A 25,543-nucleotide genomic window follows, 5' to 3' on the forward strand; every position below is an offset into this window, starting at 1 on the left:
AATTTTCGAAAATATGATAAAATAATAACGTGAAAAGGAGGATGAATGCATGACTGTTCAACAATTTACAGACTATGTGAAGAAAATGCAGCATTATGAGGAAGCGCTCAATGTGATTTATTGGGATATGCGGACGGGTGCACCGAAAAAGGGGTTAGCACAACGTTCTGAGGTAATTGGTACATTATCAGCCTCCTTATTTGATATGCAGACGAGTGAAGAACTAGGAGAGCTTCTAGCAGCATTAGAGTCACAAAAAGCTGATCTTGACTATGTAACACTGCGTCTAGTAGAAGAAGTAAGAAAGAATTACGATCAAAATAAAAAAATTCCTGCGAATGAATACAAAGAATTCGTCATTCTTCAATCGAAGGCAGAAACGGCTTGGGAAGAAGCGAAGGCAACGAATAATTTTGCTCTATTCCTACCATACCTAGAAGAAATCATTCAATGGCAGAAAAAATTCATTCAATATTGGGGCATTAAAAATGGATCTCCATATAATACATTACTAGATTTATATGAGCCAGATATGACAACAGATGTCGTAGATCAAGTATTTGGTGAATTACGAGAGTCTATTGTGACGCTTGTTCAAAAAATTGCTCATTCATCGAATAAGCCTGATACTAGCATGCTATTTAAGCATTTCCCGCGTGAGGCACAGCGTGAATTATCGTTAGAATTGCTTACTCAGCTCGGCTATGACTTTGATGCTGGTCGCTTGGATGAAAGTGTCCATCCATTTATGATCGGCTTAAATTATGGTGACGCTCGTATTACCACTAAATATGATGAAAATGATTTCCGTTCAGCTATTTTTGGCACGATTCATGAGTGTGGTCATGCGATGTATGAGCAAAACATTGATGAAAAACTTGCTGGTCTACCATTAGCTACTGGTACATCGATGGGGATTCATGAATCCCAATCATTATTTTATGAAAACTTTGTCGGCAGGAATGAAAAGTTCTGGGAGCATAACTATGAGCGTCTTCAACACTTCTCACCAGCTCAATTTGGCGATGTTGCATTAGCCGATTTTTTACGTGCCATCAATATGGTAGAACCATCATTGATTCGCATTGAAGCAGATGAACTAACATATCCATTACATATCATGATTCGCTATGAAATTGAACGTGACCTCTTCAATGGCGATTTACAGGCGAAGGATCTCCCACAGGTATGGAATGATAAATATGAGGAATATTTAGGTATTCGTCCTGAGACAGATGCACAGGGAGTATTACAAGACATGCACTGGTCAGGTGGCATGTTTGGCTATTTCCCATCCTATGCATTAGGAATGATCTATGCAGCGCAATGGAAGCACGCGATGGACAAGGATATTCCTAATTTTGATGAATTACTAGAAAAGGGAGAGCTACTACCTATTCGTGAATGGTTAACAGACAAGGTCCACCAATATGGGGCATTGAAAAAGCCATTCGAGCTATTACAAGAAGCGACAGGGGAAGGCTTAAATGCGAAGTACCTAGCAGACTATTTACAAGAAAAATATACAAAGCTATATCAGCTATAGAAAAACAAGCGATTTCTCTAAAATGAGAAATCGCTTGTTGCTTTGAAAATATTCTTACCAAAGCTTAAAGCCTTTGAGCCGCTGGTGAATTTGAAATAATTTCGAAGATTGGAATTGTGTAAGCTAATATAAATAAGGCTACTAAAATTACAAGTTAAGATTGAAAGTAAGCTACATTTCATGTTACATCAATATTTTTTATATAATGTTCAACATAATAAAGAGTCATTTTTAAATTGAACTATTGTGTTAAACAATCTGGCCAGATTGTTGAGTAAATATTTTTTTGTGTAGCTTATGTATGATACTTTTTTAAAAAATTTAGGGGTGATTATGGTGACACTTAAATGGTTGTGGATATTGGTTATTGCATTTTGCGTACTAGAATGGATTTCAATTCCATTCATAAGTGCATTTACAGGAAAATTATATCAAGTAGTTGATGGTGTATTAATAATTACATTTATTATTTATCCATTATTTTTCTTGACTACTATTTTATTATTACAAAAGGGGAATAGAAAAATTGGTGCAGTCATTTTGCTTATTCCACTAATTGTGTATGCCCCCGTGTTAATAAGTCTTCAAACGTTGGTTAAATAATGTATTACTAATTGAGTTAACGAGGTGCTTTGTAAAACAAGAGTTTCAAAAATTATCGAACTTTAGAAATTTAATCGATGCCATTCAATAAGAACAAGCTTTGATTATAAAGTGAAAAAAGCGATTTCTCGTTACAGAGAAATCGCTTTTTTATAGGAAGATGCGTTTGGATGCTTACCACAATTGATAGCCTTTAGAGCCGGCTGGTGAGTTTGAAATAATATCGATAATTGGTACTGTGTAAGCGAATAAAATTAAGGCTACTAAAATAACAAGCCAGATTTTAAAGTTTTCTAAAATAGCTGGTGTTGGACCGCTAAGCTCATGTACATCACCTACAGGGAATTCTTCGTCACCTTTAGGTGCGAACCAAGCTAATTTCACGACGATATAAATGATCACTAGGATGGCGATAAAGAGGATTGTTCCCCCCACAGCTTGCGCGATTTGATAAGGAATCCAATCATAAGCCTGCTGAGCGCCACCATATTCGGAGTAATCTGAACGACGAGGTGCGCCGAACAGACCAGCAATGTGCATTGCAGAAGACATAATCGTCATACCAGTAGCCCATAAGATACCAGCGAAATTACTAAGATTATTTAAAGACTTCGAAAGTGTACGACCTGTTAAATGTGGAATTAACCAGAACGCCGCACCGAAGTAAGTTAACACAACAGCTGTTGCAATCGTTAAATGGAAATGCCCTGTAACCCAAATGGTATTATGAATTAATTGGTTCATTTGATAAGAGGCATTGACAATACCGCCAGCACCACCTGGAATAAATGACACCATACCGATAAATGGTACGAAGAAACGAGCATCCTTCCAAGGTAATTTTTTAAACCAACCAAATAGTCCTTTGCCACCTAATTCACGTCCACGTAACTCGAACATTGCAAACATCGAGAAGGCTGTCATGAGAGAAGGCACGATTACAGCAAATGTTAAAACAACTTGAATGAACTTCCATGTACCATCAATACCAGGCTCTGTTAACTGATGGTGAATCCCAACAGGAATAGAGAAGAGTAAGAACAGCATAAACGAAAGTCTTGCTAAAGAATCGGAGAAAATTTTTCCGCCAATTACTTTTGGAATAATCACGTACCAAACCATATAGGCAGGTAATAACCAGAAGTATACAAGTGCATGACCAAAATACCAGAAAAGGGTACGTGATAATGCCACATCGACACGTTCAATTAAACCTAAGGACCATGGTAACAATTGAATTAAAACTGAAGCTGCAACACCAAGCGTTGCCACGAACCACATTAAATTATTAACAACTACCATAAATGATAGTAACGGGCTGCGTTGTCCACTCGCTTTATTTTCTTTGCGCCATTGGACATAGCGTAAAATTTGACCTGCTCCACCAACCCAAGAACCAACTACGACTAATGTAAGACCTAAATAGAAAATCCAATGTGCTTTTAATGGTGCATAGAATGTATAAAGAACAGTTGCTTTATTCAATAACACCATCGTTGCGGCAGCAGCTGTACCGATCGTCATTAACCAGAAACCAATCCAGCCAAGTCTTCTCTGAGTATCAGTGAATGTACCGGATGTTCGACTTACACTTGCAATTTGGAAGCCGTAAATAAAGAATGTAGTTAATATAAGACCGAGTAAGACACCATGAACTGTTAATACTTGATAATAACCAATGCCTGCTGGTAAAGTAAATTGACCAGAACGTACAAAAACCTGTAATAAACCTGCAAGACCACCTAATAACAATGCGATAAATGCCACGTAAATATGTGCCATTGCTAGCTTTGCATCTCGACGATCCACTTTTGTCATTGAATTAGTGTGACTCATTTGAATCCACCACCTTTAGCATAGAGTGCATCATCGTATGTCCTGTACCACAATACTCATTACATACGATTAAAAACTCGCCGACCTTATTGACTTCTGTTACATATTCCGAAATATAGCCAGGCTCAAGCATCATATTGATATTCGTACCTGCAACCTCAAAACCATGCATAACATCCTCGCTTGTCGCGATAAATTTCACTTTCGCACCAAGTGGAACCTCAATTTGTGGAGGATTATAATTGAATGCAGAAGCAACTACTACCACTTCGTAATCCCAATCTTTACCTTCAACCTTATGGACACCTGGATTATCAAAAGGCGCTGTCTCTTTCACTTTCTCGTAATCTAGTGTTTTTTTACCATTGTTTGGATGGGAGCCTTGATGAAATGCTCCGATACCGAGAATGATCAGGAATGCCACTAAAGTGGTAACTCCAAACACAAGCCAGTATTTCTCATACTTATGTATGTGCATATATTTCTGTCCCTTCTTCGTAGATTAAAACCGTCCAATGAACAAATCGAAGCAGTACACCCAAAGTAAAATGATGATAATACCTACTCCAAAAACTGCATAGAGTGAACCTTTTAAATTTTCATCTGACTTCTTTTTATTTGCCATTTTTGCTCCTCCTACGCTTTTTATTGTTGTGTTTCTTACTGTCATCATATAAAAATCCCCTACATTTTGATGTGAAAAAAATCACACTTCTAGGGGAATTATGTGAAAAAAGTGTGAAGAATTTAAGAGAGAAAAAAAACAAGCCATCTCAAAAGTCATTGAGATGGCTTGTTTAATGATTATAATAAACTTTTTTTAATAAAAATAATAGATTTTAAGGAAGGAGAACAGTCCTTCTTATTCCTTTTGGGCGAACGGCAAATCTTACAAATAAATGCTGAATGTCTTGCATATAATGTCTTATTTGTAACAGACTAAAACCTACTAAGCGCTATTCCGCTTCTTCTTCAATTGTTAATAGAACTGTTAGGGCACCGACGCTTGGGACCGAAACTGGGAGTGCAAATGCCTTTTCAAAGCCATATAATTTTGTATTGCCCACCATCACCGTTGGCGGAGTGATATCAATTTCTAAGCTTTCTTGCCCAACAGCTGTACATAAATTTCCTGCAATCATGTTACCAAATTCCCCTGTAAAAGATTCTAGCATTTCTCCTTCAAGCGGCATACCAAACATGGTACTACCGATCCCGCTGAACACTTCGGGAGAGGAGTCAATGATGACGCGTCCCTTTAAATCTCCGATTAAGCCAATTAATACGCCCATTTGTTGCTGTTGAAAGGGTTCAGAAATAATACTAGGCGACTTTACTTCTATATCCATAGGAAGAATGGTTTTTAAAGCGTGAATTGTCCCGTTTAAAATAGTTTGAAAGTACTTCGAATTACTCATCATTACCGCATCCTTTTTCCGACTTTTCTACATCTTACCATGTAAAAAGGGTAAGATGAAAGTATGTCTTGACGAATTCACATGAAATTTATAATATATTAATGAGAATGATTTTCAAATTCAATGTAAACGTCTGAAAACTTAACGAAAAATAACTAAGAAGGAGCGGTTCGCAATGACTTTCGTATTAATTGGAGCAGCTGTAGTGATCTATATTGGAGTTGGAAAATACGTCATGAACCAGGCAACTGCACATTTGAAATAAGAGCTAATACTTGATAAACATGTTTAGGCATGGTCCGAATATTCGGACCATGTTTTTTTGTATTTCTAGGAATGCAGCGCTAGATTAAATGTTTTTTCAGAATAATTTAATTAAGAGGAATTTTTATTTTTTTCTGAAAACTATTGAAATAACTAAGTTTCTTCTGTTAAGATTTTAAAAAATGGAATCGCGTTTCATATTTTGGAACGGAGGGGGAAATGAGTTTGAATATTTTAGAAGTAAGCGATTTGAAAATAGGTATTCAACAAAATAAAAAAGATATTGCCATTGTGAATGGAGTATCATTTCAACTTGAAAAAGGAAAAACTTTGGGGATTGTAGGGGAATCAGGGTGTGGAAAAAGCATGACATCACTTTCACTTATGGGATTGTTACCTGCTGGGGTTAACTGGCAAGGTGGAGAAGTTTACATAGATCAAAAACAAATTAATAAAAAATCGAATAAGGAATGGCGAAAGATTCGTGGGAAAAAAATTTCTATGATTTTTCAAGAACCAATGAGTTCGCTCAATCCAGTATATAAGGTTGGTTCACAAATTATGGAAATGATTCATAGTCATGAAAAAATTTCAAGGAAAGAAGCTCATGAACGTGCCGTTGATATGCTTCGTCTCGTAGGTATTCCACGACCAGATAAAGTAGTAAATGAATATCCTCATCAATTATCAGGAGGAATGCGACAAAGGGTTATGATCGCCATGGCATTGGCTTGTGGACCAGAAATATTAATTGCAGATGAGCCTACTACAGCATTAGATGTGACAATCCAGGCTCAGATTTTAGATTTAATGAGAGACATACAAGAAAAATTAGATATGTCCATCATTTTAATTACCCATGATCTTGGTGTAGTAGCAGAAATATGTGAGAAAGTAATTGTGATGTATGCTGGTGAAATTGTTGAAGAGGCAACAGTGCTAGATTTGTTTAATTATCCGCTTCATCCATATACAAAGGGGTTATTAAATTCATTGCCTGACATTGAATCAGAACAAGAGTACCTTCCATCAATTGAAGGGGTGGTGCCATCACCATCCGATATGCCTTCAGGTTGTAGATTTTTCGATCGCTGCGAATTTGCAACAGATCAATGTAAAAAGAAGCCTGATCTATATACAACCTCTATGGGTACCAAAGTTAGATGTTGGCTGTACGAAGAGAACGAAGTAGGAGGGGGAATTGTCAATGGGCAGTCCATTGTTAGAAGTTAAACATTTAAAGAAATATTTTTCAGTTAAAGGATCACGTTCAGGTCATTTAAAAGCAGTAGATGATGTTTCATTTTTTGTAAATGAGGGTGAGGTTTTAGGAATTGTCGGAGAGTCTGGGTGCGGGAAGTCCACTATGGGTAAAACATTAATTCAACTTCTAACACCTACTGAGGGTGAAATTTTACTGAATGGAGAAAATATTGCCACTCTTAGCCCAAAAGAGGTACGTCAAAAGCGCCGTGATATGCAAATCATCTTTCAAGATCCTTTTTCTTCCCTTAATCCTCGTATGAAGGTGTTTAAAATAATCGAAGAACCTTTGGTGAATTTTGGAATAGGTACAAAGGAAGAGAGAAAACAACGCGTTTATGAAGTAGCCAAACAGGTTGGACTTACACAAAAGCAGTTAGAACGTTTTCCACATGAATTTTCGGGTGGTCAAAGACAACGGATTGGAATTGCTAGAGCATTAGTGTCCAATCCAAAATTGATTGTTGCAGATGAACCAGTATCTGCTCTGGATGTTTCCATTCAATCTCAAGTATTAAATATTATGAAAGATTTAAAAAAGGAAATGAACCTTACCTACATTTTCATATCACATGATTTAAGTGTAGTGCATCATTTTTGTGACCGCATAGGGGTAATGTACTTAGGTAAGTTAGTGGAAATGGCAGATAAACACGAATTATTTAATAATCCTAAACATCCATACACAAAAGCTTTACTATCGGCATTACCAAAATCTCATCCTTCAAAAATAAAGGAGCGAATTGTGCTAAGTGGAGATGTTCCCAATCCTGCTAATCCACCATCGGGCTGTACATTCCATACACGATGCCCAAACTGCATGGAAATATGTAAAGTGACACCTCCAAAATTAAAAAAAATTGGCGATAAGCATGAAGTTTCCTGTTTACTTTATGAAGAGCAAATGGAGCGATTAACATGAGCAAAACATTGGAAAAAGGTATTAATATTTTAACGTTATTTACTGAAGAAAAACCTTCTTGGCGGTTAGACGAGCTAGCGATCGAAACAGATATTCCTAAACCGACTTTACATAGGTTTTTAAAAACATTTACAGATTTAGGCGTATTAAAACGTCCTTACGTTCAAAGCGGTGGACAGTTAGTATTGAGTGATCATTATCTACTTGGGAATAAACTCATTGAATTAGGTGCAATTGCTGCAAATTCAATTGAAATTCGTTCTTTGGCTATACCATATATGAAGATGTTGCAACAGAAGTTTGACTTGGCTGTTCAACTAAGCATACTGGATGAAACAGATGGTCTTTATATCGAAAAAATCGAAAGTTTAAAACCAGTTTTATTATATACACGGGTGGGGAGAAGAGCACCTCTTTATGCAGGCGCTTGTTCACGAATACTTTTATCCTTTCAATCAGAAGAAAAAATTAGTGAGGTACTTCAAAAAACTCGTAAAAAATATGCTAGTGGAACACCTGTTACTGATGAAGAGATATTCGAACTAATTGAATTTGGAAAAAAAAATGGCTATGCCTACAGCGTGTCAGAATTGGAAGAAGGTACTGTATCAATAGCCGTACCGATTTTCAATAGCGAACGCAAAGTAGAATACTCGATTAGTATAGCGGGCATAGAGACACTCATACCAAAAGAAAAAATAAATGCATTTTTAGAAGGTCTGTGGGAAACGGCAGCTTCAATATCTGCTGAACTAGGTTATTCGATGCCATATCCTTATGGCGTATAGATAGCACAAATACAAAAGGGGATGAACAATGTATGAAGAAACAAAAATGGATTGCGCTATTACTTGTTTGTATGATGGTTGTTTTAACAGCATGTAGTGGCGGTACATCATCAAAAGACGAAAGTAAAAATAGTAGCAAATCATCTGGTGATAATCCAGCAGCAACACGTGGAAATGAATTAGTTATTCGTGTGGCAGGAGACCCACAAAACTGGGACCCAATTGATACATTTTTACTTGCTTGGAGTACAGTAGCAACATCGATATTTGAAGGATTAGTAAGTCGTTCTTTAGATTTAGAAATTCAACCAGGGTTAGCGGAATCATGGGAATATATAGATGATAAAACGATTGTGTTTAAATTACGACAAGGTGTTACCTTCCATAATGGCGAACCGTTTAATGCGGAAGCAGTTAAATTTACATTTGATCGTCTACTAGGAGAAGAAGGTCAACAAGGACCGCAATATTCAAACTATACGTCGATTGACAATGTTGAAGTGACAGGTGACTATGAAGTCACTATGCACCTAAATGCCATTGACCCAGTATTATTGACTAAACTTTCAGGATATGGTGCTGTCATCGTACCACCTAAATATATCCAAGAACAGGGTGCAGAGAATTTTGACATGAAGCCGGTTGGTACGGGTCCATTTAAAATGACTGATTATCAACGTGATAAACAAGTAGTTATTGAGCGATATGAAGATTATTGGAATAAAGATGCTATTAAACTAGATAAAGTAACATTTAAAGTGATTCCAGAAACAGCGACGGCACTGGCAGAATTACAAACAGGAAATATTGATATTATGACACGTTTAGAGGTTTCGCAAGCAGCAACAGCAGAAGGAACTGATTTCATTGAATTAAAGGATGTGTCCACTCCTACAGCGTATTCAATTCGTTTTGATACAGCACAAAAGCCTGTAGATGATGTACGTGTTCGTCAAGCGATTAACTATGCCATTGATAAGGAAACAATAGTGAAAGAAATTTTAGGTGGCTATGGCAACCTCATTAGTTCGTTCCAAAGTAATCTATCTTTTGGCTATAACAAAGATTTAGAGCCATATCCATATGATCCAGAAAAAGCAAAAAAATTACTTGCCGAAGCTAAGGTTCCTGAAGGTACTACTCTTGAATTCTTTATTCCAGGTACGGATGGAACTTTTAAAGAAATAGCCCAAGCAGTAGCATTTTATTTACAAGAAGTGGGATTAAAAGTTTCTATTAATAGTGTGGAAAATACTACATTCCAATCAGAGTTAATACCACAAGGGAAAGCTGGTCAAATGTATAAAAATGGCTGGGGTGGTTGGACTTTAGATTTTGATAATACAGCTTATTTAATGTATCACGAAGGGGAATTCTGGAATCCATCCTATAAAAATGAAAAAGTTGAACAATTATTAACGGCAGAGCGAGCAACGATTAATAATGAGGAGCGTCAAAAAATCTTTAAAGAGCTGACAGAAGTGTTATATGAAGATGCTACAGAAGTTAATTTATATTCTGAGGTTGAAATATACGCAGTGAATAAACGAATAAAAGATTTCCAACCACCTCATGATGGCCGCTTTAGATTTGAAGGTGTCACTGTCGAGTAAGTAAAAAATTATGAGATAGTATGCTTGTCATACTATCTCTTTCATTTCAAATTAGGAGGATGGAATTATGCTTTCCTATATACTACGACGTATATCGCATACAGTGTTGGTGATAATAGCTGTCTCATTAATTATATTTTTCGCCATTCGTTTAACGGGGGATCCCGTAAGCATCATGTTCGGTGCTGGGGAACCTTCACAACAAGCAGTAGAGGAACTGACAGCAAAGTTGGGTTTAGATAAACCTATTTGGGAGCAATATATCATATTCATGAAAGATTTAGTAACGCTTGATTTTGGTACATCGTATCGTTCGAATAGTCCTGTTTTGGAAATGTTGTTAGAACGAGCATGGCCAACACTAGCACTTGCTTTAGGGGGGATGACTGTAGCATTGTTAATCGCTATTCCTATCGGTATCCTATCTGCAGTTTATAAAGGCAAGTCCATTGATATTTTTGGTCGTATTTTTTCTTTATTAGGTATCTCTTTCCCTAATTTTTGGTTAGCGTTTATGCTAATCTTGATCTTTGCTGTTCAGTTAAAATGGTTACCTGTATCGGGCTTTGATGGGTTTAGCTCATTGATCCTTCCATCCATTGCATTGGGTCTGATTTTATCTGGTATTTTAGTTCGATTAATTCGTACCTCTATGCTTGAAGTGCTTAAAATGCAATATGTGACAACTGCTCGAGCAAAAGGAATTAGAGAATGGCTTGTCATTATTCGACATGCCTTTCGCAATGCCTTATTGCCAACTGTGACGTTTGTTGGGTTACAGTTCGGTGGACTCTTAGGGGGGGCTGTTATTGTAGAGCAAGTATTTTCTTGGCCAGGAATCGGAAGATTAATTGTTGATTCTATTAATCAACGAGATTATCCAGTCGTACAGGGTGGGGTAATTCTCCTAGCTCTTATCATGATTGCTGTCAATCTAATTGTTGATTTATGTTATTCATTAATTAACCCAAAAATACGCACTGGAAGAGGTGACAATTAATGACACAGATAATGGAAGCAGAAACAGTCGAAATAAAAAAGGTTAGTAGAATAATAAGTATTTTAAAGTTTATTAAAAATAATCCAACTGGGATAATCGGTCTATTATTAGTTGTCACGACTATTCTATGTGCGATATTTGCCCCTTATATTGCTCCACATGATCCAGGAGCAGCTAGCTTAGGACATCGTCTAGATTTGCCTAAATGGTTAGATGATACTGGTAAATCACAATATTTACTGGGGGGAGACCAAGTGGGACGGGATTTACTCAGTAGGATTATATATGGTGCTCGTATTTCCCTTTTGGTAGGTATTTGTGGTGTGCTCATTTCGTTAGTCCTTGGAACATTTCTTGGAATTGTGTCAGGGTATTTTGGGAAATGGATGGACGATTTAATTATGAGGTTAGCTGAAGTTCAATTAGGTCTGCCATTTATTTTACTAGCAATTGTCATTATGAGTGTATTTGGAACAGGGATTGAAAAAATCATTATTATTCTTGGACTTACATATTGGGTTAGTTTTGCTAGGCTAATTCGAGGGGAGATTTTAGCTCTAAAGGAACAAGAATATATACAGGCTGCAAAGGCAATCGGAGGCACACATTTTAAAATTATCCTTAAGCACATTTTACCAAATGTTGCTTCTTCGATTTTAGTGTTAGCAACGATGTGTATCGCAGAGTTTATTTTATTAGAGGCTTCACTAACATTTTTAGGGTTAGGTGTTGAACCGACAGTACCTTCGTGGGGCGGAATGTTAGCAGACAGTCGGAATTATATGACGTCAGCTTGGTGGATTTCCGTATTTCCAGGTATTGCAATTATGTTAACTGTACTAGGCTTTAATTTACTAGGAGATTGGCTACGAGATCGCTTAGATCCAAATATGAAAGTTTAGGTGATATTGTGAACTCTAAAATATTTTCAATTTTATTTAATAAGAATGAAACCATAAAAAAGCCTTCTTTATTTATAAACTTACCTAAAAATCTTGTTCCAATCGGATTGATTAATTTTTGTGCGAGGTTAGGCTTAGAGTCAAATGAAATAGATTTTGATTTATTTCAAGCGTCTAATCAGCAGTACTCAATGGAATTTTTACAACATAGTAGTACATTTATTTCACAGAATGGGTCTATCTTTACACTCTATTATGAGACTGAGTCTTCGCTGTCAACGTTGTTAAGTACGATAGCAAGTGAAGGAGTGGCCGAAACCCATACGGATATTCCATCCTCTTATTATGAAAGTTTAAGTCATCTGTGGTCAGCCTATGGAACTGGTGAGAAGGACGAGGCACATCCACAACAGCATTTAAGTGTGAAAATTAATTTACAACAAGAAATAATGTCAAACGCCATTATAAAAGAAGTTTGCTATCTTGCATTACGTTTAGGACTGTATGCTACCTCTGTTTCTTTACCAGTTGTTACAGAAGAACATCGACATTTCACGATTGATATCAAGCAAGGAACTGCAAATTTAATGGAGTTAAGTACTAGAAACGTTATTCAAATTTGTGGTACAAAAGATTGCTTACCGACTGTCCTACATTCCATAGCAAAAGAAAAGCATGTGTCTGAAGGTGGCTTATTTGGTGTTTGGGAGCTAAACGAAAAACAAGTGAATATAGCAGATTTATTGTATGAAACAACATGGGAAGATGAATCGGAAGCATCGTATATTTTAAATGCTTTGCAAGATGAACCAAATAAAATGCTTGATGCTGAAATCTATCTTACAGCTTCTAAAAAAAATCGAGATGAATATAGTGTAGATTTGTATAAGAAATTTTCAAATTTAAAAACAATTACAGTTCGCTCTGCATTTAAAACAGGGTTATACTGGATATTAGAGGAAGTACTTCCATCTATTTCGGGTCATTTTGAACAAGTAAAAATAATATGTAAAGATGGGGTTAATAAAAATGGGTTAGAACAACATAATCGCTGGATTATGGAACTTTACCCTGTGGATGAATTGATTGAAATGCAATATGGTATACCGAAAGAACATGTACAATTTGAGCTTTCAAGCACACAGCAGCACATCTATAGTGTCTATGTTGATGATCTATTAATTGCTGAATTAAATCCGCTGATTAGTGAATTGGATTATGTTGATGGTCAGAGAAAAGTCTATCCAACTACAGCTGGATATAGGTTATTTGAAGATGGAAAACTGGTTCAAGAAAATGCAATATTGTCAGATCGCGAGCGTTTCTATAAAACGTATATCAATGAGTTACTTCCTCAGATAGTAGGAAAATTAAATATTGATGTAACAAATCGTGATCAAGGACAATTGTTCCCTTTATTTGATCGCATCGAAATTGACTTTACTTCATCTGGAATTGAAGAAGAACTAAACGTGAAGCAAGAAGCAAACTCGTCCTTTGAAGCGTTATACGAAGACCTTTATTTTAACACGCTTGATTATTTTAATGAGCTCGGTCGCCGATTAGTTAATCAACCTTATCAAGCTCCTGGTGGTATTATTCCCTTTATTCATATAGAGGAAAATATTTATAAGCCTATTAAAAGTGTAATACGCGCATACAAATGGCATGAAAAAACCAATTTAGTTCCAGTTACAAAAAGAATTTTATTTAACCAAGAGGGGCAATTTGAAACAGTAGAAATGTATTTAGGTAATTATCTGAAAGTAATGGAAATGAATGATAATTTAAAATACAATATTAAAAATGTTTATCAACTATCCACTCGGTATCAAAATTATTCTGAGGTCAAACTAAATTATGGGGATATATCTTACAAAGGGAATGTCATTCCATTTTTTGAAGTAACTGAGCCTATTACTAGTGACTTTTATTCAGGACTTAAAAAATCGGATGAAAAGCATACGATTGTCTTTGAAGCTGGCCATCATCCAAACGAAGTATCTAGTACACCTGCAATATTAGAGCTTATGGAAGATATTATTTGTCACCATCCTGAAATCTTAAAAAAGATTAATATAATCATTATTCCGCTATCAAATCCAGATGGTTATGAAATAATGGAGAGCTTGACAAAAGAACATCCAAAATGGAAACATCATGCTGCAAGATTTAATGCGGTAGGTTTAGAGTTTGCCTATGTCAAATTCCAAGAAAGTGTATTTGGTGAAGCAAATGTTTTACCACTCATCTTAAAAAAATGGGCACCTGATATAGTGATTGATGATCATGGTATCCCTGCTCGTGAATGGGTTCAACCATTCGCAGGATATGCATGTCCACCTATTTTCCCTGTTTCTTACACGCTTCCAAGTGCCAAGATCTACGGAATTGGTCGTTATGCGGATTATGATACGAGGGAAGTCCAGGCTACAAATCTAGAACAAGTAGCTGAAAAAGTGAATATGATTTTTGAGGGTACAATATTTGCCCAAGAAAATACTTATTGGCGTGAACGCTACTATAAATATGGCACAAAGTGGGATCCGCAAAAGTACCCCATTGAAGAAATGGGAAATATAAATTTTTATCGAAGTATGGAAGTTACGCCAACATACGCATCTGTAAGTATATTACGCTACCCGCAGTGGGTGGCTTTAGATATCATTTCTGAAGTGTCTGATGAAATTGTTTACGATGAAGAATTAACTTCTTGTATTGAAGCACATAAATTATTTAATCAAGCTATTATTGAAGCAGCACTTTCTACTAAAGTAACTAAAATTAAACAATTTGGACGCTACTTTAAAAAACGTCCGATAGAAATCAGGTGACAAATATGACAAAAATATTAGTAACAGGGTTTGAGCCATTTCTTGATTATAAAATAAATCCAACAATGCAAATTGTGGAAGCATTAAATGGAAAGAAGATAGATCGCTATGATATCGTCGGACGAATTCTATCTGTAGATTTTCAGCAATCAGCGGAGCAATTAAAACAACATATAGAAGAAGTGAAACCACAAATCATCATTTCATTAGGGTTAGCAGGAGGTCGTTTTAAAGTAACACCAGAGCGCATTGCCATTAATGTGAAGGACGGAGAGCCTGATAATAATGGCTATACACCAGTTGATGAGCGTATCTATGAGGAGGGGGCAGATGCTTATCTAACAAACTTACCGATTCGCAGTATGGTAAATCGTTTGCAGGCTGAAGGATATCCAGCGGAAATCTCCAATACAGCGGGTACATACTTGTGTAATAACATTATGTATGAGGGGCTTGCTTATGCACAGCAACATAAAGGGGTTCGTGCAGGCTTTATTCATATTCCAGCATCATTTGAGCTGGCCATCCAACATGGCAAAATTCCCGGCTGGCATATCGGAGATTTGATAGCTGCAGTACAGCTTTGTATTGAGGAGACGGCACGTGCAAGCAATCATTGATTTTCCGCATTCAATGTGGATTAGTCAACATACTATTCGTTTTGCATTCAAAGAGGAAATCTCCCACTCAAACTTTCATGCGGTCCAAACGTTTAATCGTTTTCTGAAACTGCAGCTACGACATAACCTAGTTGAAAGTGTTGCAAGCTACCATACAGTAACAGCTTATATTAAACAAAAAATAGATGTTGAACATTTAGAAATGCAGTGGCTTGAGATGCAAGCCTCCACAACAATTGATAAAGGAACGAATCGATTTTTAAAAATACCCGTCTGCTATGATGAGGAATTTGCCTTAGATTCAAAGCGCGTCATGAAATTCACAGGTTTACCTTTTGAGGACATTAAAACATTGCATATGTCCAAAAGCTATTATGTGTATTTAATCGGCTTTTTACCTGGCTTTCCTTACTTAGGCGAGCTTGATTCTAAATTATTTGTGCCACGCTTACAGAAACCAAGGGCATCTGTATCGGCAAGCTCTGTTGGGGTTGGGGGTGGACAAACAGGAATCTATCCTGTCGATTCACCTGGTGGCTGGAATATTATAGGGAAAACACCTTTGGATTTATTTGATGTTCATGGCAAAGAGCCATTTTTATTTGAACTTGGTGATGAAGTTCAGTTTTATGAAATAACCAAACAGCAATTTTGGGAAATGAAAAGCAAAGGAGTGTAGCGTTTGAAGCCACTTCTGATCGTAACAAAACAAGGGGTTTATGGTAGCTTACAAGACAAAGGAAGGTACGGCTATCGGGCATTTGGTATTCCGTTATCTGGTCCAATGGATCATCGATCGTTTAATGCAGCTCAAAGAATCTTACATCATCACCATGATCAAACGTCTTTTGAAATGTTTGTTGGTGGTTTTGAATTTGAGGCGCTTGCTGATGGTGTCTATGTATTAACAGGGGGGCATAGTACATGCTTGGTTAATCATGTACCAATCGAAATGTGGAAAACATTCCATTTAACGAGGGGAGATAGATTATCTATCAAGGGTGTCCATCAAGGCTCTATTGTTTACTTAACTCCATTAGGAGGTTTTCATACAACCGATGAGCTTGGTAGCCAATCTTGCCTCCCCCTTGGCAATTTGGGAACACGAATTACAAAAGGAAGTATTTTGTATGGGCAGGTATCATCGTCTTTAAAATATAATAGAGGGCTATATCCATCCTATCGTCCACATTTTGACAGTTCTATTACGGTTCGATTGTTTAAAGGACCACACTTTCATTTATTTACAAAAAAGAGTCAGCAACAATTTTTACAAAATCCTTTTCAATTTATCGGCGGCAATCGTATGGGCTACTACATAAAAGGACCTGCCTTACAACTTCAGGAAATGAAGGATATTCTGTCAGAAGCTACACAGTTCGGAACAATCCAAGTGCCGCAAAGTGGTGATCCCATTATCCTAATGGCTGATGCTCAAACAGTAGGAGGCTATCCTATTATCGCAACAGTTCATGAAGAAGATTTACATAAAGTAGCGCAAATGCGTATGTTTAACACAATTCACTTTGTACTGGAGGAAACATGATGTCAATTGATATCAATTGTGATCTAGGTGAAAGCTATGATGCTTTTATCACGGGTAAGGATGAAGAATTATTAGACTATGTAACTTCCATCAACATTGCATGCGGCTATCATGCGGGTCATCATTCAATTATGCATCAAATTGTACGCAGCGCCATTCGTAAAAACGTTCACATTGGTGCGCATCCAGGCTATCCAGATCGAGAGGGGTTTGGTCGCCGTAACATGGAATGTAGCCCAGGTGAAATTTACGATATGATGGTTTATCAAATTGGTGCCTTACAAGCATTTGTGCAGATTGAAAATGGTACGCTTCATCATGTTAAACCACATGGCGCACTTTATAATCAATGCGCGAACGACCGTGAAAAAGCGTTGGCTGTAGTCAATGCAGTGTATGATTTTAATCCACACCTTATTTTATATGCCTTATCTGGTAGCCTCATCGTAGAGATTGCTAGAGACATAGGGCTTCAAGTATATGAGGAGGTTTTTTCGGATCGACGCTATAACGATAATGGCACATTAGTGAACAGACAGGAACCAAATGCCTTAATACAATCGGAAGAAGAAATGCTAGTGCATGTAAAAGGTATTTTGACTGCTAATGAAGTGTTGTCGGTCGAGTCCCAAAAAATTAAAGTTGCGGTGCAAACCTTATGTATTCACGGAGATGGCCCACGTGCGATAGATTACGCCAAAAAAATTGCAGGTCTCAGAAAGCAATTACAATAAAATGGATGCCCTAAACAAGGCATCCATTTTATTTAGATTGTTGTCACTAGCTCCACAGCTTCGAGCACAATTGGCGTACCAGCAGAAAGTGTACCTGTGACAGTATTAAACGTTATTTCAGTTGTAGAAACTGTATAGGCACCACCCTCCTGAAGAACACCATTGATATATAAGTTATAGTAACCATTTGCGACTTCTGGGAATGCTGTTGCGGCTGTACCGCTATCATTTAAAAACGTTGTTGCAGCGACTGTTGTGCCATCTGCAATGACAAGGGGTGCAGCTAAGACGTTAAAAAACCTTGTAGAACTACCTGTTACATTGACGTGAATATTAATAATGGAAAGTGCCACCCAATTCACCTCCTTTCATTTCCTTTATTTCGTTGTAAAGCCTAGCGATTCAATAATAATGGGTGTTCCTCTATACAATGTCGCATTATAAGGTACGATTGTCAGGGAGGCTGGCGTTACCGAATAAATACCGCCTTCCTGCATTACTGCATTAATATAAAGGTTAACGTAACCATTAGGTGAAAAAATTGTAAACTCAGTAACAGAATTTGCTTCATCATTCCAAAAGAGATTGGCTGGAAGAGTTGCCCCATTCGATAGATCAAGATCAGCTGTAACGATATAAAAATATCGCTGGATCGTTGGTATAATCATACCTTCAGGGACTACTTCAGGAGGAACCATGGGTATTCCGTTTGTTGCTTTTATACGGGGCCAGATAAATCGATCCTCACAGTTACATGAACAATATTTTTCAATGATTTGATGAGACTTAGGATTTATCATATGGCATCACACTCCCTTCATAAAAAATATAACTTTGCCCCGAATATGCTTACTATAAAATATGAAGTAAATATAAAAAGAACTAGTTGACCATCTATCATTTGGCATAGATTTTTTGTATAAACATGTTTTTGTAAGGATGGAAACGTTGGCATATATGCTTTAAATTAGTGTTATACTTTGCTAGTTGAATAAGGTAGAATACTAATTATGAATAATTAATGAAAAAGGGGTTACTGGTTTCATGAAAGATTTTGAACAACAATTGGAGGGGCTATTAAAGCAAGCCTCTTTGCAATACATAATTTATCAGCATAATGGTGATACAGAGCGTATGGATAAAACATCACTTTTTGCTCGAAAAATTCAGCAAAAAGAGTATGTGATTGGTTTTGCAGGCCATTTCTCTGCAGGGAAGTCCAGTATGATTAATGCGCTGTCTGGTGAAAATCTACTGGCATCTAGTCCAATTCCAACAAGTGCGAACATCGTCAAAGTTCATAAATCAGAGGAAGACTATGCAATTGTTTATATGCACAATGAAAAGCCCGTAAAATTTGAGGCTGGCTATGATTTTAAAACAGTAAAAGAGCTAAGTAAAAATGGGGATTTAGTGTCACAGATTGAGATTGGACACAGTGCCTCTACATTACCACTAGGTGTTACTGTAATGGATACGCCAGGGGTAGACTCCACAGATGATGCACACCGCATGTCAACGGAATCAGCATTACATATTGCCGATATCGTATTTTATACAATGGACTACAACCATGTGCAGTCGGAATTAAATTTCCAATTCACAAAGCAATTAATGAAATATAATCCAAATGTTTATTTAATTGTCAATATGATTGATAAGCATAAGGATAATGAATTGAGCTTCGAAGAATTTAAAGCAACTGTTCATCAGTCCTTTGCAGCATGGGGTGTTGTACCGAAGGGTGTTTTCTTTACATCATTAAGAGAGCCAGAGCATCCACATAATGATTTTGAGGCAGTAAAGAAAATCGTGATGGACAGTATGAATGACTGGCAGGAGCAGCTTGTGCAAACAGCTACGAATACATTGCGTTTATTGCAAAGCGAGCATGACAATTATTTAATGGAAGAAAGACAGGATCGTTTAGCAATTGATGAAGAAATTTTAAGTGCGGATGACTGGGCACACCATCAAGATATATTAGAGCAATACAATAAATTAAATCGTCAGGTTGAATTATTTTCAGTAGAAGCTTGGAACGAAACGTTTGAGGAGCAACGTAAGGAGTTGCTCGCGAATGCTGCAATTATGCCAGCTGATTTACGCGATCACTTACGCCTTTATTTAGAAAGCATGCAGGAAGGCTTTAAAGTTGGAGGGCTCTTTACTGCAAAGAAAAAAACAGAGGAAGAGCGAAACAGACGTAAAGAAAATGCGTATAGTGCCTATCAAAATGTGGTCCATGCACAAATCACGGGGCATTTAAAAGGTCTTATGAAAAAGGCATTGAAGGACGTTGGTGCATTAAATGAGGAACGTGCCGCTGCTATTGATGCCTATGTATTTGACTTACCTTTTTCATTGATTGAGCAGCAAGTTCAAACAGGCGCTATTTTAACAGGTGATGCTGTGTTAAACTTCGCTAACCGTATCGCAGAAGCAACAAAGCGCTATTTCATTCAGGAGACAGATAGCTGGAAAAATGCGCAAGCGACAACTCTTGAAGCTGTAGCCACAGAAACTGCCGCACCATCAAAATTAAAAATGGCGGGTATGCAGGACAAAGTAGATGCCATTAATGCGGTCCTTGAAATTGAAGGCTATCAGCAATATAGTGCAAGCACTATGCATCAAGCGAGCAATGAAATTCGTAAAGTTGCCAATCAACAGCTTACAAATTGGGAACAATCATTTAAGCAAGATTTAGCAGAAATTCGTCTATTTGACGAGTCCATGTTGCAGCCAAAAGAGCAAATCATCCAACAAGAGGAAGCTCAGCAAGCTACTAGTGCAACGACTCTACCAATCGATGGTGTGATTAATCGTGCACTCCATACTGCCAATGCAGTCAAAGAGGTGCAAGGCTTTGCTGAAGTAGCCCAATACCTTGAAAATAAAGTAGAACGACTACAGAAAAAGGATTTTACTATTGCATTGTTTGGCGCATTTAGTGCTGGGAAATCTTCCTTCTCAAACGCTTTAATGGGAGCCAAGGTGTTACCTGTATCACCAAACCCAACAACTGCGGCCATCAATAAAATTCGTCCAGTTACACCTGAACACCCACATGAAACAGCGGATGTACAGCTTAAAACTGCGGAACAAATGCTAGAGGATATTCAAGGTTCCTATGCGGCGATTGGTTTGTCTGTATCGACATTGGAGGAAGCCTATAATCGTGCTGATGAAGGGCTTGCAGTGCAGTTAACGGACGAACGCTTAAATGTTCATAAATCATTTATTCGTGCCTATAAAGAAGGCTATCCAACCTTTAAGTCTGAGTTTGGTTCTATCCTCCGCGTAGACCGTGAAGAGTTTGAAAAATTTGTAGCACAAGAAAATAAATCTTGCTTTGTTGATAATATCGACTTCTATTATGATAGTCCATTAACACGTATGGGCGTGACACTTGTTGACACGCCAGGAGCGGACTCTATTAATGCCCGCCATACAGGCGTAGCATTTGAATATATTCGTAATGCTGATGCCATCCTATTTATTACGTACTATAACCATGCCTTTGCCAAAGCTGACCGCGAGTTTTTAATTCAGCTTGGTCGTGTGAAGGATGCATTTGAGCTTGATAAAATGTTCTTTATTGTCAATGCAATTGATTTGGCAACAACGGATGAAGAACAGGAAGATGTAAAAGGCTATGTACGCTCAGAGTTACAACGCTTTGGCATTCGCTTCCCAAGACTATATGGGGTATCTAGTCTTTTAGCGTTGAAGGAAAAGGTAGAAGGTGCGGATTTAACATCAGGGATGCCACCGTTTGAAAGCGACTTCCATACATTCTTAAATGATGAATTGAGTGCATTAGCCGTTCAAGCTCTTGCAGAGGAAGTTGATAAAACAGAGCAACGTTTGGCGGATTTAATTGCCCAAACAGAGGAAAACTTAAAACGTAAAGATGAGCGACTAGAGGAATTAACAACACTTGAACAACATATTCAATCGAAGTACAGTGTACTGAATACGAGCATGTTAGAGAGTGAAACAAAGCAGGAGCTTGATGAGCTACTCTATTATGTTCTTCAGCGTGTTTATTATCGTTACCCTGAGTTCTTTAAGGAAGGCTACAATCCTTCTACCTTTGCTGCAATGCCCGCACAACAAGCATTGGAGCATGCATTAAAAGAAGTGATGCAAAGCTTGCGTTTTGATTTTACTCAAGAAATGCGTGTAACAAACTTCCGTTTATCGCAATTCATTAGCAAAAAGATGCAACAACGTTTTAAAGATGAAGTGCGCGAATTGAAAGAGTTAAATCGAAGCTTCTCATTCCTAGCCTTTGAATCCTCTGAGCCAAATTTATTGGATTTTGAAGGACCGTTTGCGGATATTTCCAAATATGCTAGCGTAAAATCTCATTTCCGCAATCAAAAAGCTTTCTTTGAAAAGAATGAAAAAGTGAAGCTAAGTGAGGCACTAGAAGCTGTAACAAAGCCAGATGCACAAGATTATTTAGATGCACAGAAAGTTTCTCTCATGACATGGGCGATTACGTTTATAGCAGAGGAAGCCGAAAAATTACGTTACTATATTTATCATCAAGCGCTTGAACAAATTGACACAGAAAGATTAGCCTTACAAGAAGAGAGTCGTTTAGCTTCTTGGAAAGCGATTTACGCACAATTACAATACGCATGAGGTGATTCTAATGGGAAAAGTATTCAAATCAGTGGATGAAATTCAGTATGATGGCGTCCGTTTTATCGATGCTCGTTTCGATCTTCAGGACAAAGAGGCTGGCAAAAAAGCATTCGAGGAAGGTCATGCTACTGGTGCTATCTATATTGATTTAGAACAGCAGTTATCGGATATGGACAGCAAAGAAGGTCGTCATCCAATGCCAAGCAAAGAAAAATTGGCATCCGTTTTTCAAGAACTAGGATTACGGTATGAAGATCAGATTGTAGTTTATGACCAAGGAGCAGCTCCATTTGCCCCACGCGCCTGGTGGATGCTAACATATGCTGGTTTCCCAAATGTAGTGATTGTCAACGGAGGTGCCCCTGCGCTAGAGGCAAAAATTCCTTTTACCAAGGATATTATTAAATATCCTCCAACTATCATTGAGTTTGATTGGAAAGATGAGCTTTATGCACCACGCCAAGCCGTAAAAGCCATTGTAGATGGAGAGGTAAAAGCTACTTTACTCGATGCCCGCGCTGCTGAAAGGTATCGAGGAGAAGTAGAGCCTTTGGATAAAGTAGCAGGTCATATCCCAACTGCGAAAAACTTTGACTGGGAGCAATTGAAGTCAAATGGTCAACTAAAGGCAAACGATGCATTACGTCAAAAAGTTACACCTGATGAACAGGTTGTGGTTTACTGTGGCAGCGGCGTAACCGCCTCTCCACTTTATGCCGTATTAGCAGATGAAGGCTATGACAACATCCAATTATATGTAGGTAGCTTCAGTGATTGGATTACAGAATATGACGTGGAAAAAGGCACAAACGAATAAAAAGAAACGCTCACTTCGGTGGGCGTTTTTTTATAGTGCGGTGGATAGAGCGTAAAGTAGAGGTTAGAATTTAATGTAGCGGATAACCTCCTCAGATTGGCGGATAAGGAAGAAAAAGTGGAGGATAGAACGTTCAAAGTGACGGATAAAATTTAATGTAGCGGATAACCTGTTCAAAGTGACGGATAAAAATGAAAAAGTGAAGGATACCCCTTTTAAAGTAGGGGATAGAATTTTATACTTGATCAAAAAATCCATCAAAGTGGAGAGAGCATGCTCAGGTAGTAATACATAAAATGAGGAAATTTCTGTTTTGCAAAGCTAAATTGCATAGTTTAATAGTCTAATAGATAAAGGGGGGTGAGCGGGTGGTGGCTCAGGTATTGCAGCTTAAATCAGGGACGACGAAAACCATTTTGTATCGTGCATTAAAAAATTAAAGCAGGCACTGGAACAGGAGGGGCAAGGGTGAACGATCTAAAAAAGCAGATGGATCAAATAGACATTCCAGAATCGTTACATCAGCGTAGTCTACAAGGTATTGAACAAGCAACAAAAGAGCAGCATAAGCCTTTGCACTGGGTACCTAAAGTCTTGACTGTTGCTGTAACACTTGCAACGGGTGGATTTGTGGCATTCATGGTGGGGGAACAACACGTAGATAATGATCGGGCTAGTGCGTTAATGTCACAATTAGATCATTTATCTTCGCCAATGTACTGGATTTTGGCTATTTTGTGCGTATGCATCATACTGTACATCTCTAGGAAAAAGCTTAAAGTTGGCGCTGATCAGAAAAAGACGATTGGTGTTGCCATAGTTTTGATTTTACTGATCGGTAACAGTACGATTTTTTTACAACATCAATTCATAAAACCGATAGTGGTTCCTGCTGCAATTGAAGTTACAGATAGCTTACAGAATGCTTTAGAGGTACGCTATATTACAAACAAAGATGACCATCGATATGTGAAATATTTACAGGCAGAAGACGTGCAATTACCAATAGTATATGATCAAACAGAGCAAGCAAATCTAGTCAATGGCTTTTATTATCCATTGGATACTTCTCAAGATTTACGCTATCAAAATATTCGATTAGCTTTTTTTCAGTTTGATTTAAACACGATGAAAAAAGTGATGGCAAGTAAAACTATTTATCTTGTATTAAATGACGGGGTGAAATTACCTGCCCCAATTCATTTTACGAGGGAAACCTTCATTGATGAAAATCAGATCATGAATAATAGCTATAGTCAGTCACAAAATGATTCGGAACAAATCATATCATTTACCCTTCAGCAGGATGCAGTTTTTGATGCATTTTATGTTCCAGCTACATTAGAGGATAAAATACTGTTGAAAGAATGGCGATTAAACGATCAGCGCTACACAGCAAGTGATTTCCCTTTTTCAGTGACGAAAGGTCAACGCTTGGAGCTGACTATTCAATTGAAGGAAGCTCCTTTAGATATCAATACGTCCATAGGTTTTAGTGGCCCCGATGGTTATTTAACTAAAAGAGTATATTCGCAAGCGTATTTTACGTCGAATTTGGTGAAAAAGGTGCGTGAAAACAATGAGTGAATCTAAACAACAGGTAAAACTTTTACAATGGTTTGCAGTGGCGCTCTTTTTTCAATTTATCTATTTAAATGTTTTTAAATACGCTAATCTTCTACAAGATATCCTTGTTTATGGGGCCTATTTAAAAAGTCTTTCATTCTATAAAGAAAAAACACCTATCAGCAAATATATGGCTTGCGCTATGATTCTTGCCTTGATGAGTACTTTCTTTTCTTCACATCTTCTCTTCTATTGGAGTACGGTTTTAATTCAAGGAATTAAATTGCTGATCATAATGGAATTTGGAAAAATTTTATTAAGCATTGAACAAAAACACGATATACAGGGTTCCACTACAAGAGTGATGAAAAAATATATAGCGATTACCTTTGCTGTCATTATAAGTTGGACGCTGTTAATGAATGTTACAAATGATTGGCAGATGGGATTATTGTTCCTAGGCGCATTGCTTTTATTGGCTGTAAATATACGATTATTTCTTCATGTGTTAGCACTTCGTAAACATGTAAAAAACAAATCCTTTGTTGTTACCTACTTACAAAAATGACTCACCATTCATTTTATGCTACACTTTTTGTACAAGGGGCAAAG

The 25,543-nt window shown here is 37.4% G+C and carries 23 protein-coding genes; 17 read left to right on the top strand and 6 right to left on the bottom strand.

The window, feature by feature from the left end; genetic code table 11:
- Nucleotides 1-49: 49 nt before the first annotated feature.
- Both BFM98_RS13845 and BFM98_RS13850 read left to right on the top strand, forming a co-directional pair.
- Complete coding sequence (locus BFM98_RS13845; protein ID WP_066037678.1) at nt 50-1,546, top strand: carboxypeptidase M32; 1,497 nt, start codon at nt 50-52, stop codon at nt 1,544-1,546.
- A 336-nt stretch (nt 1,547-1,882) separates the two neighbouring features.
- Nucleotides 1,883-2,149: a hypothetical protein gene (locus BFM98_RS13850; RefSeq protein ID WP_066037679.1), complete on the top strand. Its 267-nt coding sequence runs from the start codon at nt 1,883-1,885 to the stop codon at nt 2,147-2,149.
- 174 nt (nt 2,150-2,323) lie between these two features.
- Here the strand turns inward: BFM98_RS13850 and BFM98_RS13855 are convergent, their stop codons facing one another.
- The 4 genes from BFM98_RS13855 to BFM98_RS13865 all read right to left on the bottom strand — a co-directional run bounded on the left by BFM98_RS13855 (nt 2,324) and on the right by BFM98_RS13865 (nt 5,403).
- Nucleotides 2,324-3,985, bottom strand: coding sequence for a b(o/a)3-type cytochrome-c oxidase subunit 1 (locus BFM98_RS13855; RefSeq protein WP_066037680.1), 1,662 nt, complete (start codon nt 3,983-3,985; stop codon nt 2,324-2,326).
- Nucleotides 3,972-4,463, bottom strand: a complete 492-nt coding sequence (locus tag BFM98_RS13860; protein ID WP_004269330.1) for a cupredoxin domain-containing protein — start codon at nt 4,461-4,463, stop codon at nt 3,972-3,974. The genes BFM98_RS13855 and BFM98_RS13860 overlap by 14 nt, the downstream gene beginning before the upstream one ends.
- Before the next feature lie 24 nt (nt 4,464-4,487).
- On the bottom strand, nt 4,488-4,658 hold the full coding sequence (locus tag BFM98_RS24010) for a hypothetical protein (RefSeq protein ID WP_175400755.1): 171 nt from the start codon (nt 4,656-4,658) through the stop codon (nt 4,488-4,490).
- 283 nt (nt 4,659-4,941) lie between these two features.
- Nucleotides 4,942-5,403 carry a chemotaxis protein CheX gene (locus BFM98_RS13865; protein WP_004269332.1) on the bottom strand — a complete coding sequence of 154 codons (462 nt, stop codon included), beginning with the start codon at nt 5,401-5,403 and terminating at the stop codon, nt 4,942-4,944.
- Between the two features lie 483 nt (nt 5,404-5,886).
- On the opposite strand from BFM98_RS13865, the gene BFM98_RS13870 reads away from it, so the two are divergent.
- The 11 genes from BFM98_RS13870 (at nt 5,887) to BFM98_RS13920 (ending at nt 17,889) form a co-directional block, all read left to right on the top strand.
- Nucleotides 5,887-6,900, top strand: coding sequence for an ABC transporter ATP-binding protein (locus BFM98_RS13870; RefSeq protein ID WP_175400757.1), 1,014 nt, complete (start codon nt 5,887-5,889; stop codon nt 6,898-6,900).
- Nucleotides 6,875-7,852 (top strand): ABC transporter ATP-binding protein, encoded by a 978-nt coding sequence (locus BFM98_RS13875; protein WP_066037682.1) that lies wholly within the window; start codon nt 6,875-6,877, stop codon nt 7,850-7,852. The genes BFM98_RS13870 and BFM98_RS13875 overlap by 26 nt, the downstream gene beginning before the upstream one ends.
- Nucleotides 7,849-8,640, top strand: a complete 792-nt coding sequence (locus BFM98_RS13880) for an IclR family transcriptional regulator (RefSeq protein WP_066037683.1) — start codon at nt 7,849-7,851, stop codon at nt 8,638-8,640. Before BFM98_RS13875 ends, BFM98_RS13880 begins: the two co-directional genes overlap by 4 nt.
- Before the next feature lie 32 nt (nt 8,641-8,672).
- Complete coding sequence (locus BFM98_RS13885; RefSeq protein ID WP_066037684.1) at nt 8,673-10,253, top strand: ABC transporter substrate-binding protein; 1,581 nt, start codon at nt 8,673-8,675, stop codon at nt 10,251-10,253.
- A 67-nt stretch (nt 10,254-10,320) separates the two neighbouring features.
- Entirely contained in the window at nt 10,321-11,253 is a 933-nt protein-coding gene (gene nikB / locus BFM98_RS13890) for a nickel ABC transporter permease (RefSeq protein WP_066037685.1), read from the top strand.
- Complete coding sequence (locus BFM98_RS13895; protein ID WP_016991918.1) at nt 11,253-12,155, top strand: ABC transporter permease; 903 nt, start codon at nt 11,253-11,255, stop codon at nt 12,153-12,155. Before nikB ends, BFM98_RS13895 begins: the two co-directional genes overlap by 1 nt.
- A gap of 191 nt (nt 12,156-12,346) precedes the next feature.
- On the top strand, nt 12,347-14,989 hold the full coding sequence (locus BFM98_RS13900) for a M14 family metallopeptidase (RefSeq protein WP_254660038.1): 2,643 nt from the start codon (nt 12,347-12,349) through the stop codon (nt 14,987-14,989).
- Between the two features lie 5 nt (nt 14,990-14,994).
- A complete protein-coding gene (gene pcp / locus BFM98_RS13905; protein ID WP_066037686.1) occupies nt 14,995-15,609 on the top strand; it encodes a pyroglutamyl-peptidase I in 615 nt (204 codons plus the stop codon).
- On the top strand, nt 15,593-16,288 hold the full coding sequence (gene pxpB / locus BFM98_RS13910; RefSeq protein ID WP_066037687.1) for a 5-oxoprolinase subunit PxpB: 696 nt from the start codon (nt 15,593-15,595) through the stop codon (nt 16,286-16,288). The genes pcp and pxpB overlap by 17 nt, the downstream gene beginning before the upstream one ends.
- 3 nt (nt 16,289-16,291) lie before the next feature.
- Nucleotides 16,292-17,155 carry a 5-oxoprolinase subunit C family protein gene (locus tag BFM98_RS13915; RefSeq protein ID WP_066037688.1) on the top strand — a complete coding sequence of 288 codons (864 nt, stop codon included), beginning with the start codon at nt 16,292-16,294 and terminating at the stop codon, nt 17,153-17,155.
- Nucleotides 17,155-17,889 carry a 5-oxoprolinase subunit PxpA gene (locus BFM98_RS13920; protein WP_083225375.1) on the top strand — a complete coding sequence of 245 codons (735 nt, stop codon included), beginning with the start codon at nt 17,155-17,157 and terminating at the stop codon, nt 17,887-17,889. Before BFM98_RS13915 ends, BFM98_RS13920 begins: the two co-directional genes overlap by 1 nt.
- A gap of 32 nt (nt 17,890-17,921) precedes the next feature.
- Here the strand turns inward: BFM98_RS13920 and BFM98_RS13925 are convergent, their stop codons facing one another.
- Together BFM98_RS13925 and BFM98_RS13930 are read right to left on the bottom strand one after the other, a co-directional pair.
- Nucleotides 17,922-18,242 (bottom strand): DUF4183 domain-containing protein, encoded by a 321-nt coding sequence (locus BFM98_RS13925; RefSeq protein WP_048390025.1) that lies wholly within the window; start codon nt 18,240-18,242, stop codon nt 17,922-17,924.
- Between the two features lie 24 nt (nt 18,243-18,266).
- Nucleotides 18,267-18,689, bottom strand: coding sequence for a DUF4183 domain-containing protein (locus tag BFM98_RS13930; RefSeq protein WP_066037690.1), 423 nt, complete (start codon nt 18,687-18,689; stop codon nt 18,267-18,269).
- Nucleotides 18,690-18,933: 244 nt separating this feature from the next.
- On the opposite strand from BFM98_RS13930, the gene BFM98_RS13935 reads away from it, so the two are divergent.
- The 4 genes from BFM98_RS13935 (at nt 18,934) to BFM98_RS13950 (ending at nt 25,499) form a co-directional block, all read left to right on the top strand.
- Nucleotides 18,934-22,545 carry a dynamin family protein gene (locus BFM98_RS13935; RefSeq protein WP_066037691.1) on the top strand — a complete coding sequence of 1,204 codons (3,612 nt, stop codon included), beginning with the start codon at nt 18,934-18,936 and terminating at the stop codon, nt 22,543-22,545.
- A gap of 10 nt (nt 22,546-22,555) precedes the next feature.
- A complete protein-coding gene (locus BFM98_RS13940) occupies nt 22,556-23,365 on the top strand; it encodes a sulfurtransferase (RefSeq protein WP_048390032.1) in 810 nt (269 codons plus the stop codon).
- Nucleotides 23,366-23,833: 468 nt separating this feature from the next.
- Nucleotides 23,834-24,952 (top strand): hypothetical protein, encoded by a 1,119-nt coding sequence (locus tag BFM98_RS24285; RefSeq protein ID WP_254660039.1) that lies wholly within the window; start codon nt 23,834-23,836, stop codon nt 24,950-24,952.
- Nucleotides 24,945-25,499 carry a hypothetical protein gene (locus BFM98_RS13950; RefSeq protein WP_066037692.1) on the top strand — a complete coding sequence of 185 codons (555 nt, stop codon included), beginning with the start codon at nt 24,945-24,947 and terminating at the stop codon, nt 25,497-25,499. The genes BFM98_RS24285 and BFM98_RS13950 overlap by 8 nt, the downstream gene beginning before the upstream one ends.
- The last annotated feature ends 44 nt before the right edge of the window (nt 25,500-25,543 follow it).

It is taken from the genome of Lysinibacillus sp. AR18-8 (assembly GCF_001705465.1).
Lineage (GTDB): Bacteria > Bacillota > Bacilli > Bacillales_A > Planococcaceae > Lysinibacillus > Lysinibacillus capsici.